Source organism: Streptoverticillium olivoreticuli subsp. olivoreticuli, from assembly GCF_003391135.1.
GTDB lineage: Bacteria > Actinomycetota > Actinomycetes > Streptomycetales > Streptomycetaceae > Streptomyces > Streptomyces blastmyceticus.
This window is the reverse complement of record NZ_CP031455.1, coordinates 7,711,645-7,728,626: the sequence shown is the minus strand read 5'-3', so window position 1 is coordinate 7,728,626 and position 16,982 is coordinate 7,711,645. Positions and strand designations below refer to the sequence as shown.

At 74.3% G+C, this 16,982-nt stretch carries 10 protein-coding genes; 4 read left to right on the top strand and 6 right to left on the bottom strand.

All coding sequences use genetic code 11. The features are described from left to right. Nucleotides 1–10 precede the first annotated feature (10 nt). Nucleotides 11–769 (top strand): enoyl-CoA hydratase/isomerase family protein, encoded by a 759-nt coding sequence (locus DXZ73_RS33510; RefSeq protein WP_116214702.1) that lies wholly within the window; start codon nucleotides 11–13, stop codon nucleotides 767–769. 203 nt (nucleotides 770–972) lie between these two features. Here DXZ73_RS33510 and DXZ73_RS33505 read toward each other — a convergent pair whose 3' ends face one another. Together DXZ73_RS33505 and DXZ73_RS33500 are read right to left on the bottom strand one after the other, a co-directional pair. Further along, the gene (locus tag DXZ73_RS33505) at nucleotides 973–1,596 is read right to left on the bottom strand and encodes a DJ-1/PfpI family protein (RefSeq protein ID WP_116214701.1); all 624 of its coding nucleotides are present in this window, start codon (nucleotides 1,594–1,596) and stop codon (nucleotides 973–975) included. A gap of 25 nt (nucleotides 1,597–1,621) precedes the next feature. Beyond that, entirely contained in the window at nucleotides 1,622–2,593 is a 972-nt protein-coding gene (locus tag DXZ73_RS33500; RefSeq protein ID WP_116216044.1) for a GlxA family transcriptional regulator, read from the bottom strand. 109 nt (nucleotides 2,594–2,702) lie between these two features. On the opposite strand from DXZ73_RS33500, the gene DXZ73_RS33495 reads away from it, so the two are divergent. From DXZ73_RS33495 to DXZ73_RS33485, 3 genes are all read left to right on the top strand, one after another. After that, nucleotides 2,703–3,575, top strand: coding sequence for an SCO6745 family protein (locus tag DXZ73_RS33495; RefSeq protein ID WP_116214700.1), 873 nt, complete (start codon nucleotides 2,703–2,705; stop codon nucleotides 3,573–3,575). 88 nt (nucleotides 3,576–3,663) lie between these two features. Further along, on the top strand, nucleotides 3,664–6,036 hold the full coding sequence (locus DXZ73_RS33490; protein WP_116216043.1) for a helix-hairpin-helix domain-containing protein: 2,373 nt from the start codon (nucleotides 3,664–3,666) through the stop codon (nucleotides 6,034–6,036). A gap of 261 nt (nucleotides 6,037–6,297) precedes the next feature. Then, nucleotides 6,298–7,104, top strand: coding sequence for a pentapeptide repeat-containing protein (locus DXZ73_RS33485; RefSeq protein ID WP_240351605.1), 807 nt, complete (start codon nucleotides 6,298–6,300; stop codon nucleotides 7,102–7,104). A gap of 25 nt (nucleotides 7,105–7,129) precedes the next feature. On the opposite strand, the gene DXZ73_RS33480 is transcribed toward DXZ73_RS33485, so the two are convergent. The 4 genes from DXZ73_RS33480 to DXZ73_RS33465 form a co-directional block, all read right to left on the bottom strand. Next, nucleotides 7,130–8,575 (bottom strand): M1 family metallopeptidase, encoded by a 1,446-nt coding sequence (locus DXZ73_RS33480; protein ID WP_116214698.1) that lies wholly within the window; start codon nucleotides 8,573–8,575, stop codon nucleotides 7,130–7,132. A gap of 13 nt (nucleotides 8,576–8,588) precedes the next feature. Further along, on the bottom strand, nucleotides 8,589–12,932 hold the full coding sequence (locus DXZ73_RS39760; protein WP_425315885.1) for a Pls/PosA family non-ribosomal peptide synthetase: 4,344 nt from the start codon (nucleotides 12,930–12,932) through the stop codon (nucleotides 8,589–8,591). A 305-nt stretch (nucleotides 12,933–13,237) separates the two neighbouring features. Further along, entirely contained in the window at nucleotides 13,238–14,875 is a 1,638-nt protein-coding gene (locus DXZ73_RS33470) for an ABC-F family ATP-binding cassette domain-containing protein (RefSeq protein WP_116214697.1), read from the bottom strand. A 108-nt stretch (nucleotides 14,876–14,983) separates the two neighbouring features. Further along, nucleotides 14,984–16,963 carry a Xaa-Pro dipeptidyl-peptidase gene (locus tag DXZ73_RS33465; protein WP_116214696.1) on the bottom strand — a complete coding sequence of 660 codons (1,980 nt, stop codon included), beginning with the start codon at nucleotides 16,961–16,963 and terminating at the stop codon, nucleotides 14,984–14,986. Nucleotides 16,964–16,982 lie beyond the last annotated feature (19 nt).

Genomic DNA, 16,982 nt, shown 5'->3' with positions numbered 1-16,982 from the left:
CATCCGGACCATGGAGCCCGCACTGCATCTGGACATCACCGACGGCACCGCGACCGTCCGCATCGCCAACCCCGCCAAGCGGAACGCCATGACGACCGGCATGTGGCGGGCCCTGCCCGGGCTGCTGGAGCGCTGCGCGGCCGACCCGGCGGTGCGCGTCCTGGTGCTCACCGGCGAGGGCGACACCTTCTGCGCGGGCGCCGACATCTCCTCGCTCACCGACGGCGGCGAGGTCTCGCGCGACCTCGCCGTCGCGGCCGAGGAGGCGCTCGCCGCCTTCCCCAAGCCGACGGTCGCGGCCGTCCGCGGCTACTGCGTGGGCGGCGGCTGCCAGCTCGCGGCCGCCTGCGACCTGCGCTTCGCCGCGGAGGGCGCGTCCTTCGGGGTGACCCCGGCGCGGCTGGGGATCGTCTACGCGGCGTCGTCCACCCGGCGGCTGGTCGACCTGGTCGGCCCGTCGACGGCCAAATACCTGCTGTTCTCCGCCGAGTTGATCGACGCGGAACGGGCGCTGCGCACGGGGCTGGTGGACGAGGTGTGGCCGGCGGACGCGCTCGACAAGCGGGTGGCGGAGTTCGCGCGCGTGCTGGGGTCGCGGTCGCTGCTCACCCAGGTGGCGGCGAAGGAGTTCGCGGCGGCGGAGGGGGCGGCGCGGTGGGAGCACTGGGCGGCGGAGGCCCGGGCGAGCGGTGAGGCGGCGGAGGGGGCGGCGGCGTTCCTGGAGCGGCGGGCCCCGCGGTTCGCCTGGCGGGTTCCGGGTACGGCGTGATGGCGGTACGGCGTGATGGCGGTACGGCGTGATGGCGGTACGGCCTGATGGCGGTACGGCCTGACGGCCGTGGAGGGCCGGACCCCCGTCCCGGTCCTCCACGGCCGCCATGTCGTGCCGGGCAGGTTTTCCCCTACCCGCCCCTTCCCGAACCGGGGGCTTCACTCCCAAGCCCCCCGACAGGCTCGATTCAGCTGATGCCGTCAGACACCCCGCGCCCGCCACTCGGCGACCAGGTCCGCCGGGGCCTTCTCCGGTGAGCCCGCGTCGTACGGAGGCTGCGGGTCGTATTCGATGAGCAGCTGGATCTCCTGGGCCACGCGGTCCCCCGCGATGCGGCCCGCGAGGGTGAGGCCCATGTCGATGCCGGAGGAGACCCCCGCCGCGGTCACGTACTTGCCGTCGGTGACGACCCGTTCACCGGTCGACTCGACGCCGTAGGAGGCCAGTTCGTCCAGGTGCAGCCAGTGCGAGGTGGCCCGACGGCCCGTCAGCAGACCGGCGGCGGCAAGGATCAGGGAGCCGGTGCATACGGACGTCGTCCAGGTGGTGGTGCGGTCGACCGCCGTCAGCCACTCCCGTACGGCGTCGGACTTCGCCGGCCCGCTGGTGTCGGGGGCGCCCGGCACCACGACGATGTCGGGGCGGCCGACCTCGCCGAGCGAGGCGTCGGCGAGCACGGCGAGCCTGCCGCTGTCGTTGCGTATCGTCCCCGGCCGCTCGGCGACGAAGACGGTGTCGGCGCCGGGGAGATTGCTCAGGACCTCGAAGGGGCCGATGGCGTCGAGGGCGGTGAAGCCGGGGTAGAGCAGGATGGCGATCTGCACGGTCGTCCTTTCGTACGGCACGGGCTCAGGCTGCCGGTGCCAGTGGGCGGAAGCGGCGCCGGTATTCGGCCGGTGAGGCGCCCAGGGACCGGACGAAGGCACGGCGCATCGCCTCGGACGTGCCGTAGCCGCAGGCCCGCGCGACCGCCTCGACGCTGCCCGCGGTGTCCTCCAGGCGCCTGCGCGCGGCCTCCAGCCGGACCTTGTCGACATAGCGGCCCGGTGTCATCCCGACCTCGCTGTGGAAGGCGCGGGCGAAGTGACGGGGCGACAGGCCCGCGCGGGCGGCGAGCGCGTCGACGGAGAGGTCGGCCCCCAGGTTCTCGACGACCCAGTGCTGGATGTCGCGCAGCGGTGGCCGCGTGGCGGTCTGGACGGCCAACTGGGCGCTGAACTGCGTCTGGTTGCCCGGGCGGCGCAGGAAGACGACGAGCGCGCGGGCGACGGCGAGCGCCGCCTCCCGGCCCAGGTCCTCCTCCACGAGGGCCAGCGCGAGGTCGATGCCCGCGGTGATGCCGGCCGTGGTGGCGATGTTCCCGTCGCGCACGTAGATGGGGTCGGGTTCCACCCGGATCGCGGGATAGTGCTCGGCGAGGCTGCGGCAGCGCGCCCAGTGGGTCGTCGCGCGGCGGCCGTCGAGCAGCCCGGCCGCGGCGAGCAGGAACGCGCCCGTGCACACCGACACGATGCGCTCGGCGTGCGGGGCGTTCTCGCGCAGCCAGGCGACGAGCCGGGGGCCGGGGGCACGGGTGCCGTCGCCGCCGGGGACGACGAGGGTGTGCGGGACCTCCGCCTCGTGGAGGGCCATGTCCGGGACGAGCCGCAGGCCGCTGGTGGTGCGTACGGGCCCGCCGTCGACAGTGGCGGTGCGGACCTCGTAGAGGTCCGGGTCACCGGTGAGGGCGCCCCCGTAGGCGAACACTTCGAGGGGGCCCGTGACATCGAGGCTCTGCACCTCCTCGAAGAGGAGGAAGAGCACGGTGCGGCGAGGCGTCATGGACACCATGCTCGGCGGGGCCGGACGTGTCCGCAATGACGAAGATCCCACCTTTACTGCCATCGGCCACCACCTTCCCGCCGTACCGACCAGTCGGTAACGTTCAGGCATGACCACTTCACAGCGTCTGCCCGAGCGCGCCGCGCGCCACTGTCACAACGTCGTGAACCCCCTCCACTCCGTGGTGTATTTCTCCCCGGACCTCCACCGGGAGTTCGCGGAGCTGGGCATCGAGGACCGCCCCGCCGTCAACCTGGCCTCGCGCAGCGCCGCGTTCGGGCGGGTGGGCGCCGGACCGGTGGCCGCGGCGTTCTACAACTACAAGTACGAGCTGGTGGCCCGGCACATCCCCGCCGTCTGGGACATCGCCTCGCCCGAGGACGCGATCGCCGCCCGGCTGCGCGCCTGCGACACCACCCTGCGCCGCCTCCTCGGCGACGACGCCCTCGCCTCCCCGGAGATGGCCGAGGCCGCCCGCCTCGCCCTGCGCGCCACCGAGGGCTGCACCCGCGGCGGCCGCCCGCTGTACTCCGCCCACGCGGACCTGGCCGTGCCGGACGCCCCGCACCTCGCCTTCTGGTACGCCGCGACGCTGCTGCGCGAACACCGCGGCGACGGCCATGTGATGGCGCTCGTCCAGGCCGGGCTCGACCCGGTGGAGGCGCTCGTCAGCCACGGCGCGACCGGCCGCGGCATGACCCAGAAGTGGCTGCTCGCCACGCGCGGCTGGAACGAGGAGGAGCTGGAAGCCGGCCGGGACCGGCTGCGGGAGCGCGGACTGCTCGACGCGGAGGGCGAGTTGACGGAGGCCGGCATCGCGCTGCGCGAGGAGCTGGAGGACGCGACCGACCGCCTGGACGCGGCCCCGTACGAGCACCTGGGCGCGGCGGGCGTCGAGCGCCTCACCGAGCTGGCGACGGCCTTCACCACGGCGGCGGCCGCCGCGGGCGCCTTCCCCGCGGACCTGCTCGGCAAGGGCTGAGCGCCGGGGCCGCGAGGCTCGCGCGGGCGTTGTCGGCGGTACCTGCCACAATGCAGATCGCAGCTCGAAGAGAAAGCGGAGCGTGATCGTGACGGCAGCGGGTGCGTCGACCGAGGGCAGGATCGCAGGCAGGATCGCCGAGGAGCTCGGCGTGCGGGAGCGGCAGGTGAAGGCGGCCGTCGACTTGCTCGACGGCGGTTCGACCGTGCCGTTCATCGCCCGCTACCGCAAGGAAGCGACCGAGATGCTCGACGACGCGCAGCTGCGCGCCCTCGAGGAGCGGCTGCGCTATCTGCGGGAGCTGGAGGACCGCCGCACGGCGGTCCTCGACTCCGTGCGCGCGCAGGGCAAGCTGGACGCCGCGCTGGAGGCGCAGATCCTCGCGGCCGACTCCAAGGCCCGGCTGGAGGACATCTACCTGCCCTTCAAGCCCAAGCGGCGCACCAAGGCGCAGATCGCCCGGGAGGCCGGTCTCGAGCCGCTGGCGGACGGGCTGCTGGGCGACCCCGGCGTCGATCCGCTCGCCGCGGCCGCGGCCTTCGTCTCCGCCGAGCGCGGTGTCGCGGACGCCGCGGCCGCGCTGGAGGGCGCCCGCGCCATCCTGACCGAGCGGTTCAGCGAGGACGCCGACCTGATCGGCGAGCTGCGCGAGCGCATGTGGACGCGCGGTCGCGTCGCGGCGAAGGTGCGGGCGGGCAAGGAGGAGGCGGGCGCGAAGTTCGCCGACTACTTCGACTTCGCCGAGCCCTTCACGGCGCTGCCCTCGCACCGGGTGCTGGCCATGCTGCGGGGCGAGAAGGAGGAGATCCTCGATCTCGCCCTGGAGCCGGAGGAGCCGTCGGCCGCGGAGGGCCCGACCGCGTACGAGCAGGCCATCGCCCAGCGGTTCGGCATCGCCCGGCGCGGCCGCCCGGGCGACAAGTGGCTGGCCGACACCGTGCGCTGGGCCTGGCGCACCCGCGTCCTCGTCCACCTCGGCATCGACCTTCGGCTGCGGCTGCGCCAGGCCGCCGAGGACGAGGCGGTCCGGGTCTTCGCCGCGAACCTCCGCGACCTGCTGCTCGCCGCCCCGGCGGGCACGCGCGCCACGATGGGCCTCGACCCCGGTTTCCGTACGGGCGTGAAGGTCGCCGTCGTGGACGCGACCGGCAAGGTCGCCGCGACGGAGACGATCTACCCGCACGTGCCGCAGCAGAAGTGGGACGCGTCGCTGGCGACGCTGGCCCGCCTCGCGCGCGAGCACGGCGTGGAGCTCGTCGCGATCGGCAACGGCACGGCGTCGCGCGAGACCGACAAGCTCGCGGCGGACCTGATCGCCCGCCACCCGGAGCTGGGGCTGACCAAGGTGATGGTCTCGGAGGCGGGCGCCTCGGTGTACTCCGCGTCCGCGTTCGCCTCGCAGGAGCTGCCCGGGCTGGATGTGTCCCTGCGCGGCGCGGTCTCCATCGCCCGACGGCTCCAGGACCCGCTCGCCGAGCTGGTGAAGATCGACCCCAAGTCCATCGGCGTCGGCCAGTACCAGCACGACCTGTCCGAGGTGAAGCTCTCCCGCTCGCTCGACGCGGTCGTGGAGGACTGTGTGAACGGCGTCGGCGTCGACGTGAACACCGCGTCCGCGCCGCTGCTCTCCCGGGTCTCCGGCATCAGCTCGGGCCTCGCGGAGAACATCGTCGCCCACCGCGACGCCAACGGCCCCTTCCGCTCCCGCAAGGGGCTCAAGGACGTGGCCCGGCTCGGCCCGAAGGCGTACGAGCAGTGCGCGGGCTTCCTGCGGATCCGCGGCGGCGACGACCCGCTGGACGCCTCCAGCGTGCACCCCGAGGCCTACCCCGTGGTGCGGGCGATGGTGAAGTCCACGGGCGGCGAGGTCGCCGCGCTCATCGGCAACACGGGCGTGCTGCGCTCGCTGCGCCCGGAGAGCTTCGTCAACGACTCCTTCGGCCTGCCGACGGTCACCGACATCCTGCGGGAGCTGGAGAAGCCGGGGCGCGACCCGCGCCCGGCGTTCCGGACGGCGACGTTCAAGGAGGGCGTCGAGAAGCTCGGCGACCTGGTGCCGGGGATGCTGCTGGAAGGCGTCGTCACCAACGTGGCGGCCTTCGGCGCCTTCGTGGACATCGGTGTGCACCAGGACGGTCTGGTGCATGTGTCGGCGATGTCGAAGAACTTCGTGAAGGACCCGCGGGATGTCGTGAAGCCCGGTGACATCGTGCGGGTGAAGGTCATGGAGGTCGACATCCCGCGCAAGCGGGTGTCGCTGACGCTGCGGCTGGACGATGCGGCTCCCGCCGAGGGGACGGCGCCCGGTAAGGGAACGCGCAGTGGCTCCGGCCGGACCGGTGCGCCGAAGCCGCGGCGCGGCGACGGTGGGGGTGGCGGTTCTCGCGCGGTGGCGCCGTCGAATGACGCGATGGCGGATGCGCTGAGGCGAGCGGGGCTCTTGGACCCGAAGCGCCGCTAGCCGAGCGGGGTTTGTTCCCCAGCCCCGCCCCTTCCCGAAACTGGGGGCTTCGCCCCCAGACCCCCAAGGGTGCGCGAATTCAGCCCGTGGGGGCACCTCCCAGCGGTAGCTGGGGGAGATTGAGGACAGCGCGCGAAGCGTGCTTCGGGGTCTGGGGCGGAGCCCCAGTTTCGGGAAGGGGCGGGATAGGGGAACAAGCCCGCCGCAGGCGCCACGCACCCGCGCCCTCCCCCGCCGTTCAGCAACCCGACAGGAATATCGTTGCCCCACATACCCGCCGACCTCAAAGCCGACTGCGCCAACTGCTTCGCCCTGTGCTGCACCGTGCCCGCGTTCTCGGCCTCGTCGGACTTCGCGGTCGACAAGCCCGCCCGGACGCCCTGTCCCAATCTGCGGACGGACTTCCGGTGCGGCATTCACACCGAGCTGCGTCCGCGCGGCTTCCGGGGCTGCACGGTCTACGACTGTTTCGGTGCCGGGCAGAAGGTGTCGCAGGTGACGTTCGGCGGGCGGGACTGGCGGTCGGCGCCGGACGGCGGGCAGCGGATGTTCGACGTGTTCCCGGTCATGCGGGACCTCCACGAGCTGCTGTGGTATCTGACGGAGGCGCGGGCGCTGCCCGCGGCCCGGCCGGTGCACGGTGAGCTCACTCGCGCGCTGGAGGAGACCGAGCGCCTGACCGCCCGGGATCCCGAGGCCCTCGCTGCCGTCGACGTCCCGGCGGTCCGGCAGCAGGTCAACCCCCTGCTGCTGCGGGCGAGCGAGCTCGCGCGCGCCGGGTTCGGCGGCAGGAAGAAGGAGCGCCGGGGAGCGGACCTCATCGGGGCGAAGCTCAAGGGCGCGGACCTGCGGGGCGCCAATCTGCGGGGGGCGTATCTCATCGGGGCCGACCTCAGGGGCGCCGACCTGCGGCTGGCCGATCTCATAGGGGCCGATCTGCGCGGGGCGGACCTCAGGGGCGCCGACCTGACGGACAGCATCTTCCTCATCCAGTCCCAGCTCGACGCCGCGAAGGGCGACGGCAGCACCGTACTGCCACCGGCGTTGAACCGCCCGGCGCACTGGTAGGCGCGCCGGGCGGTCGGCTTGACGGTCACACCGCGGTGGACCGCTCCGGGAAGTCCGGCAGTGTCTTGTCGAACAGCCAGGGGTGGATCAGGTCCGCCAGCGGCCGCCCCGCCGTCCGTTCCGCGTGGGCGACGAACGCGTCGGTGTCCGCGCTGCCGCCGCGGTGCGCGGCGTGCCAGGTGCGCAGCACCGTGAAGAACCGCTCGTCGCCCAGGGCCAGCCGGAGCGCGTGCAGGGTGCACGCGCCCCGGACGTAGATCCGGTCGTCGAAGAGGCGGCTGCGCCCGGGGTCGCCGATGCGCAGGTTCTGCCGGCGCCCGGACAGCTCCCGCCATGCCTGGACGGCGAGGGTGTGGGCGTCGTCCTCCTCGAGGTGTTCGGACCACAGCCATTCCGCGTAGGTGGCGAACCCCTCGTTGAGCCAGATGTGCCGCCAGTCGGCGAGGCTCACGCTGTTCCCGTACCACTGGTGGGCGATCTCGTGGGCCACGAGCGTCTCCCAGCCGCGCTTGCCGTCCATGTGGTTGCTGCCGAAGACGGAGAGCGTCTGGTTCTCGACGGGCGCCGCCAGTTCGGCGTCGACGACGACCGCGCCGTACGTCTCGAAGGGGTACGGGCCGAAGAGCTCCGTGAAGGCGCGCAGCATCTGCGGCTGGCGGGCCAGGTCGTGCCGGGCCCGGTCGGCGAGGTGGGCGGGGTAGGCGTTGCGCAGCGGGACCGGTGAGCCGCTGCTTTCCGTGTCGTGCGTCTCGTGCGTGAACCGGCCGGTGTAGACGGCCGCGAGGTAGGACGCCATCGGGCCGGGGTGGTGGTAGGTCCAGCTCACCGACCCGTCGTCGAGGTCCCGGCGCTCGCGGAGGGTGCCGTTGGCGAGCGCGTGGTGGCCGCCGGGCACCCGTACGGTGACGGTGTAGGCGGCCTTGTCGTCCGGCCGGTCGTTGCACGGGAACCACGAGGGCGCGCCGAGCGGCTGGGAGGCGACGAGGGTGCCGTCGTGACCGTCACCGGTGCGGTCCCAGCCGATCGCGCCGAACGGGGTGCGCACGGGCGCCGGGCTGCCGCTGTAGCGGATGTCCGCGGTGAAGGGCCGGCCGGCCACGAGCGGCCGCTCGGCGGTGAGCACGGCCTTGCCGTCCCGCCGCTGCACGGTCGCCGGCCTGCCGTCGATCTCCGCGGAGTGCACGGTCAGCCGGGCCAGGTCGAGTTCGACCCGGCGGGTGCCCTGGTTGGCGACCGCGTCGATGCGGGCGTGGCCGTCGAGCCAGGCGGTCTCGGGATCGTAGGAGAGCCGCAGGTCGTAGGCGAGGGTGCGGTGGCCGTACGAGCCGTGGCGCGGGAAGTAGCGCGCCGTCCCGCCGCCCACGCGCTCGGCGGGGTCGCCGGTGCTCGCCGCGGCCGCGGCGAGCGGGAGGGCCGCCGCGGCCGTCAGGACGGCGCGGCGGCTGCACGGGAATCGGGCCAGGAGGGTCATGCGCCGTCGCCCCTCATGCCACGCGCTCCCCTGCGATCGGGTTGCCCGCCCAGCGGGTCCCGGCGGGCACGGACTCGCCGCGCATGACCAGCGAGGAGGGCGCGATGGCGGCGTGCTCCCCGATGCTGGTGCCGGGCAGGACGATGCCGTGCGGGCCCAGCGAGGCGCCCGCGGCGAGGTGGACGGTGTCCATCCGCATGATCCGGTCGTGGAAGAGGTGGGTCTGCAGGACGCACCCGCGGTTGACGCTGGCGCCGTCGCCGATGGTGATCAGGTCGGTCTCGGGCAGCCAGTGCGTGTCGCACCACACGCCGCGGCCGATCCGGGCACCGAGGCTGCGCAGCCACCAGTTGAGGACCGGGGTGCCGGTGAAGGGACCGGCCATCCACGGCACGGCGAGGGACTCCACGAAGGTGTCGTACAGCTCGTTGCGCCAGACGAAGGAGCTCCACAGCGGCTTCTCCCCCACCTTGAAGCGGCCCATGAGCAGCCACTTCGCGGCGGTGGCGGTCAGTCCGGCGGCGGCCGCGGCGGCCAGCAGCAGGGGGGCGCCGACGGCCGCGGCGAGACCGGGGCCTCCGGTGTCGAGCGCGTCCTGCTCGCCCAGCAGGACCAGTTCGGCGAACGCGAAGCCGATGATCAGCGGCAGGACGCGGCACATCTCGACGGCCGCGCGGGCGAACACGAGGCGGCGCGGCGGGTCGAAGGTGCGGCCCGCCTCGGCGACGGTCGCGACGCGGGGCAGCGGCATCGCGGGGCGGCCCAGCCAGGAGGAGCCCGGCTCGCTGTGCTCGGGGGTGTCGGAGAGGACGCCGATCAGACCGTGGTCGGGCACGCTGCGGCCGGGGCCCACGATGCCGGAGTTGCCGACGAAGGCGCGCCGCCCGATGCGCGCGGTGCCCAGCCGCATCCGGCCGCCGTGCAGTTCGTAGGGGGCGACCAGGGTGTCGTCGGCGAGGAACGCGCCGTCGTCGACCGTGAGCAGCGACGGGAGCGGGAGCACCGTGGAGATCTCGGCGTTCTTGCCGACGCGGGCGCCCAGCAGGCGCATCCAGACGGGGGTGGCGAGGCCCGCGTAGAGCGGGAAGAGGCTGGAGCGCGTGGAGTCGAGCAGCCGGGTGACCAGCCAGGCGCGCCAGGCGACCCCGCCGGTGGCGGGGTGGTCGCCGGGGGTGATGCGGCGCCCGAGGAGCCGGACGACCCCGGCGACGACCAGCGCCCAGCACAGGGTGGTGGCGACGGTGAGCACGGGCGCGGCGGCGAGCAGCAGCAGCGACACGGAGATCAGCGTGGAGCAGCCCTTGACGAGGTAGTACGTGCCGACCAGCGCGGGCAGCGCGGAGAGGAGCGGCAGCAGGGGCAGGGCCCCGAGGGACAGCCCGTAGGCGAGGCGCCAGCGCAGCGCCATCCGCGGGGTGGTGGGCGGGGCGGGGCGGGCGCGCCGCGCGGTGCGGCCGCCGCCGGAGCGGAGCGGGCCCTTGGCCCGGCCCGCGTACGGCTCGGGCCGCCCGGTGGGCTGCGGCCGGACGGACGCGGAGGCGCCGCGCGCGGCACGGCGGTTGCGGGTGAACGGCCGGGAGGAGACGGCCGTGCCGCCGCGTCCGGAGCCGTCCGTGTCATGGGCGAGGGCGTCGGCGTTGCCGGTGCCGTGCGCGACGGCGTCGTGCCGTACGGCGCAGGCGCCGTCCGTGGGGCGCGGGACCGTCGGCGGGAGGTCGGGGGCGGGCGCGTGGAGCACCTGCCCGGCGCGGTCCGCGGCGGCCTCGTCCAGGGGGCGCGGGACCGCGCCGTCGACGCCTGCGGTCGCGGTGCGGCCCGCGGCGGCGTTGCGGAGTGCGGCGGTGCGCGCGCCCGCGTCGGCCCGTGCGGCCGCGGTGCGTGGTGCGGCCGCGCGGGCACGCGGGCGCGCCGGGGAGCCCTCCCAGGTCTCGCCGGCCGGGATGTGGCCGTCCAGGCAGGCGCCGGAGGTGAGTTCGGCGTTCGCGCCGAGCGAGGCGCCCGGCATCATCATGCTGCGGTGCGCCACCCGGGCGCCCGCGCCGACCTTCACGGCGCCGACGTGCAGGAGTCCGCCGTCGAGCCACCAGCCGGAGATGTCGGCCTCGGGTTCGATGCCGCAGCCGTCGCCGAATTCGGCGAGGCCGGTGACCGGTGGCATCGCGTGCAGGGCCACGCCGCGGCCGGCCTTGCAGCCGAGGGCGCGGGCGTACCAGGCGGCCCAGGGGGTGCCCAGGAGTGCGGGGACGCCGAAGGAGGCCACGGTGCGTTCGGCGGCCCACAGCCGCAGGTGGACGCGGCCGCCGCGGGGGTAGGCGCCCGGCTTGACGCCGCGGGTCAGGGTGCGGGCCGCCGCGGCGCCGATCGCGAACCGGGCGGGTGCGCTGAAGAGCACCACCCAGCCGGCCAGCACCAGCCACCAGGAGGTGTGCGGCGCCCAGGCCTCGGGGGCCAGCAGTCCGAGGACGTTGTCGGCGGCGGCGAGGCCGACCAGCCCGCGCAGCCCGGCGACGCCGAACAGCGCGCACTGCACGAGGACCTGGGCCACGCCGGTGCGGCGCCGCAAGGGGCGCACGGGGCGCACCTCGGGCGCGGGGCCCGTGGTGCGCGCGGGGGCGAGGGAGTCGATGTGGTCGGCCATGTCGCGCAGGACGGGGTGCCGGTAGAGGCCCGCGACGGAGACGCCGGGGTGGTGCTCGCGCAGCGAGGACGCCATGCGGGCGGCGGTGAGGCTGGTGCCGCCCAGGGAGACGAAGTCGGATTCGGCGGTGGGCCGGGTGCCGAGCAGCTGTTCCCACAGGTGGGCCAGGCGGGCGGCGGTGCCGTGCAGTTCCTCGCCGTCCTCGGCGGTCTGCGGCAGCGGCCACGGCAGGGCGTCGCGGTCGACCTTGCCGGAGGTGCGGGTGGGCAGTTCCCCGACCTCGGCGAGGACGGGGACCAGGGCGGCGGGCAGCCGCTCGGCCAGCAGAGCTCTCGCCTTGTGCCGTTCGTAGCCGCCGTCCGGCAGCACATAGCCGACGAGGAGTTTGCCGCCCGCCGGGGTGGTGCGTACGGCCGCGGCGGCGCCCTGGACGCCGGGCAGGGCGCTGAGCGCGGCGTCGATCTCGCCCAGTTCGAGGCGGCGTCCGCCGATCTTGATCTGGTCGTCGGCGCGGCCCGCGAAGACCAGGCCCTCGGGGTCGGCGCGGACGAGGTCGCCGGTGCGGTAGGCGCGGTCGGTGTCCAGGGCGGCGGAGGGACTGTAGCGGTCGGCGTCCTTGACCGGGTCGAGGTAGCGGGCGTTGCCCGCGCCCGCGATGACGAGCTCGCCCTCGGCGCCGAAGGGCACGGGCGCCCCGGTCTCGTCCACGACGGCCAGTTCCCAGCCGTTGAGCGGAAGGCCGATGCGGACGGGCTCGCCGGGGTGCATCCGGGCGGCGCAGGCGACGACGGTGGTCTCGGTCGGGCCGTAGGTGTTCCACATCTCGCGGCCGGGCACGGCGAAGCGGTCGACGAGCGCGGCGGGGCAGGCCTCGCCGCCGACGATCAGCAGCCGCACCCGGTCCAGGCACTCCGGGGGCCACAGTGCCGCGAGGGTGGGCACGGTGGACACCACGGTGATGCCCCGCTCGACCAGCCAGGGGCCGAGTTCGTGACCGGCGCGGACCAGGGCGCGGGGAGCGGGAACGAGGCAGGCGCCGTACCGCCAGGCCAGCCACATCTCCTCGCAGGAGGCGTCGAAGGCCACGGACAGTCCGGCCAGCACCCGGTCGCCGGGGCCCAGCGGGCTGCCCTGGAGGAACAGCGCGGCCTCGGCGTCGACGAACGCGGCGGCGCTGCGGTGGGTGACGGCGACGCCCTTGGGGGCGCCGGTGGAGCCGGAGGTGAAGATGATCCAGGCGTCGTCCTGCGGGAGCGGCTCCGGCCGCTGCGTCCGCGAGGGGGGGACGGGTCCGGCCGTGTGGAGGCCGTCGGCGCCGAGGACGACGCAGACGCCCGCCTCGCCGAAGACGGTGGTGGCGCGCTCCTCGGGGTCGTCCGCGTCGACCGGCACATAGGCGGCGCCGCAGGCCAGCACGGAGAGGATGGCCAGATACAGCTCGGCGGTGCCCGAGGGGATGCGGATGCCGACGCGGTCGCCGGGGCCGATGCCGGCGCGGCGCAGCCGGTCGGCGCGGGCGGTGATCTCGTCCCTCAGGGCTCGGTAGGTGAGGGCCTCGGTGCCGGTGTCGAGGGCGAGGGCCTCGGGATGTGCGGCGATCGTGGTGCCGAGTACGTCGAGCAGGGTGCGCGGGTGCGGTGCCGGGGCACTGCGGTAGCGGGCCTGCCCCACAGGGGGGTCCTGTGTGCCGGGTTGTGGGCCGGAAAGGGACGGGGACATCGGTACGCCTCTATTCGCCTTAATTCGACGGCGGGTGGAACGGACGCCCTCGGGACGTCCGCCACCACAGACGCCGCCCCCCGGCGCAGGGTTCGCATGACGAAGCCAACATTCCGCAAATCGAACACCTGCTGGAGCATCCCCATCAGCAGTTCAAATCCGCCACCGGGCGGGGCCTGGGGACGACCGAGCACGGCGCGTCGCCCCGTCCGCCATGGTCATCGCTTGGCCAAACATTGGCCTGTACCTGGGTTTGTTTTCGGACACCGCTTCACCCGGACGGGCTGTTGCGGTTTCCGACCCTGTCAGTTCTCTGTGAGACGGCCGTCCGCGACCTCGATGCGGCGGGTGGTGTGGACGGCATCGAGCATCCGGCGGTCGTGGGTGACGAGCAGCAGCGTCCCCTCGTACGACGCGAGCGCGGACTCCAACTGCTCGATGGCCGGCAGGTCGAGGTGGTTGGTGGGCTCGTCCAGGACCAGCAGATTGACGCCACGGGCCTGGAGCAGCGCGAGGGCGGCGCGGGTCCGCTCGCCCGGGGAGAGGGTGGCGGCCGGGCGCAGCACATGGGCGGCCTTCAGCCCGAACTTCGCGAGCAGCGTCCGGACGTCGGCGGGCTCCAGCTCGGGCACGGCCGCCTCGAAGGCGTCCAGCAGCGCCTCGGTCCCGAAGAAGAGGGCGCGCGCCTGGTCGACCTCGCCGACGACGACGCCGGGGCCGAGCGCCGCGGCTCCCGCGTCGAGCGGCAGGCGGCCCAGGAGCGCGGCGAGGAGCGTGGACTTGCCGGAGCCGTTGGCGCCCGTGATCGCGACCCGGTCGGCCCAGTCGATCTGGAGGTCGGCGGGGCCGAAGGTGAAGGCGCCGCGGCGGACCTCGGCGCCGCGCAGGGTGGCCACGACCGCGCCGGAGCGGGGCGCGGCGGCGATCTCCATGCGCAGCTCCCACTCCTTGCGGGGCTCCTCGACCACGTCCAGGCGCTCGATGAGCCGCTCGGTCTGCCGGGCCTTGGCGGCCTGCTTCTCGGTGGACTCGGTGCGGAACTTGCGGCCGATCTTGTCGTTGTCGGTGGCCTTGCGGCGGGCGTTCTTGACGCCCTTCTCCATCCAGTTCCGCTGGGTGCGGGCGCGGGCCTCCAGGCCGGCGCGGGTGTCGGCGTACTCCTCGTAGGCCTCGCGGGCGTGCCGGCGGGCGGTCTCGCGCTCCTCCAGATAGGCGGTGTAGCCACCGCCGTAGAGGGTGATCTGCTGCTGGGCGAGGTCGAGCTCGAGCACCTTGTCGACCGTGCGGGCGAGGAACTCGCGGTCGTGGCTGACGAGGACGGTGCCCGCGCGCAGCCCGGTGACGAAGGACTCCAGACGGGCCAGGCCGTCCAGGTCGAGGTCGTTGGTGGGCTCGTCGAGGAGGAAGACGTCGTAGCGGCTGAGCAGCAGCGAGGCGAGGCCGGCGCGGGCGGCCTGGCCGCCGGAGAGCGCGGTCATGGGCCGGTCGAGGCCGACGGTGAGGCCGAGGGAGCCGGTGACCTCCTCGGCGCGCTCCTCCAGGTCGGCGCCGCCGAGGTCGAGCCAGCGGTCGAGGCTGTGGGCGTAGGCGTCGTCGGCGCCCGGGGCGCCGTCCACCAGTGCCTGGGTGGCGGCGTCGAGGGCGGCCTGCGCCTCGGCGACGCCGGTGCGGCGGGCGAGGAAGGCCCGCACGGTCTCCCCGGGGCGGCGCTCGGGCTCCTGGGGCAGGTGGCCGACGGTCGCGGTGGGCGGGCTGAGCCGGACGGCGCCCTCCTCCGGGGTGGCCAGGCCCGCGAGCAGCCTCAGCAGGGTCGACTTGCCCGCGCCGTTGGCGCCGACCAGTCCGATGACGTCGCCGGGGGCGACGACGAGGTCGAGCCCGGCGAAGAGGGTGCGGTCGCCGTGTCCGGCTGCGAGGTCCTTGGCGACGAGGGTGGCGCTCATGATGCGCCGACTCTAACCGCTCGAGGGCCCGGTCCCATAACAGTTTTTTCTATGGGCGACCTGTGACACCCGCGCGATCCCGCCACCGGGGCGGGACCGCGCGGTCGTTCAGGAGGCCGGCACGTGGGACGGCGCCGACGGGCGGAAGCCGTACGGCGGGGTGCCCGGGTGCGGCACGGGGCGGTGGCCGCCGGCCGTCGCGCGGGCGAAGGCCGCGCGTCCCCCGACGAACGGCAGCTCGGCGGAGGTGCGGCCGAGGTCCACCGTCAGCCGCGGGCTGGTGGCGGCGGGCTCGATGAGCCCTGCGTCGGTGCCCGCGACGATCAGGGCGAGGCGGTGGCCCGCCGGGACGACGTGGTCGGTGGCGGCCAGGTCCAGGGTGAGGGTGTACGGCTTGCCGGGGGTCAGCGGGCGCGCCTTGCCTCCGGCGTAGTGGCCGAGATCGGCCCAGCCGCGGCTGAAGACGGTGTACCCGACCTGCTCGGTGTCGGCCGCGGTGTTCTTGAAGCAGCCGGTGTCACCGGGGGTGCCGCTCCCCCAGCAGCTGCTGTCGGTCAGGGTGCGGATGCCCTCGCCGTCGGCCGCGTAGTTGCGGATGGTGGCCGGGCCGAGGTCCACCAGGACGGCGGAGAGGTGGGCGGAGGCGGTGGACGGGGTGACGGTGAGGCGGACGGTGGAGGAGCCGGACAGCCGCAGGTCGCGGACGAGCGGTCCGGTGGTGAACCCGGCCTTGCCGGGGGTGGATTCGTCGATGTGGGCGGACCAGTCGCCCTCGTTCAGCTTCGGGTCGTCGGTGAAGGAAGCGGTGGTGCCGGACGGTGCGGGCGCGAGACCCAGGGTGCCGACGCCGGCGACGGGGCCCGCGGCCGGGCGGAGCGCGGTGGTCCGGGTGCCGCTCGGCGGCCAGACGCGGTCGGTGGACCACTGGTCGGGGGCGCGCTCGATGTCGGCCATGGGCTCGCGCTCGATGCCGTTGGCGTAGCCGAGGAGGTAGTGGTCGAACCAGCGGTGCAGGGTGGGCACCCAGGCGTCGCGGCGGAAGTCGAAGGGGTCGACGTGCCCGGTCTGCGACAGCCAGATCTTGCGCTCCACGCCCTGCTGCGCGAGCGCGTCCCACCACTGGCCGAAGTGCTTGGTGCGGACGTTGAGGTCCTGCGCGCCGTGGACGACGAAGACGCTGGCGCGCACCTTGTCGGCGTCCTTGACGTAGTCGCGCTCGCTCCACAGCGGGGTCCGGTCGCCGTTGCGCGGTGCGCCCTCGGCGAGCTTGCGCTGGACGGCCTGGCAGCGGGTGCGCGCCTCGGGGCTCTCGATGCGGTCCGAGAGCCCGTCGGGGCCGCCGTCGTAGAGGGCGGCGCCCTTGGCGAAGTAGTAGTCGTACCAGGAACTGATCGCCCCGATCGGGACGATGGTCTTCAGGCCCTCGACACCGGTGGCGGCGACGCCGTTGGCGACGGTGCCGTCATAGCTCTTGCCGATCATCCCGACGGCGCCGGTGGTCCAGTCGGCCGTGACGGCCGTCCGCCCGGTGCGGCTGCTGTAGCCGCGGGCGCGGCCGTTCAGCCAGTCGACGACCGCCTTCGCGGAGCGGATGTCGGAGCGGCCGCCGATGTCGACACAGCCGTCGGAGCGATTGGTTCCGGCCAGGTCGACCAGGGCGACGGCATAGCCGCGCGGGACGAAGTAGTTGTCGTAATACAGCGGGAACTGCACGGGGTTGCCCTGTGCGTCATAGGTCTTCTTCTGGCTTTCGTTGCCCCGGCCGCAGCAGGAGTAGTACGGGCTGGCATCCATGATCACCGGCACCCGGCGGCCCTGTTCGGCGGGCTCTCGGGGGCGGATGATGTCGACGGCGACCCGGTCGGACCGTCCGTCACCGTCACCGTCGACCTTGATGTCCACCCATACGGACTCGCGCACGGCACGGTCGTACGAGTAGACGGGTCTGCTCTCCTTCGGCTTCGCTCCGCCGGGGGTCGCGGTCGCCGCGCCCGCCGGTGCGACGAGCACGGCCAACAGGGCGGCGACGGCCGCCAGTACGGTTGCGGTCCAGGGTATGCGGGCGGTGTCCCGCGGACGTGTGCGCATCGCCGGACCGTAGCGCGGC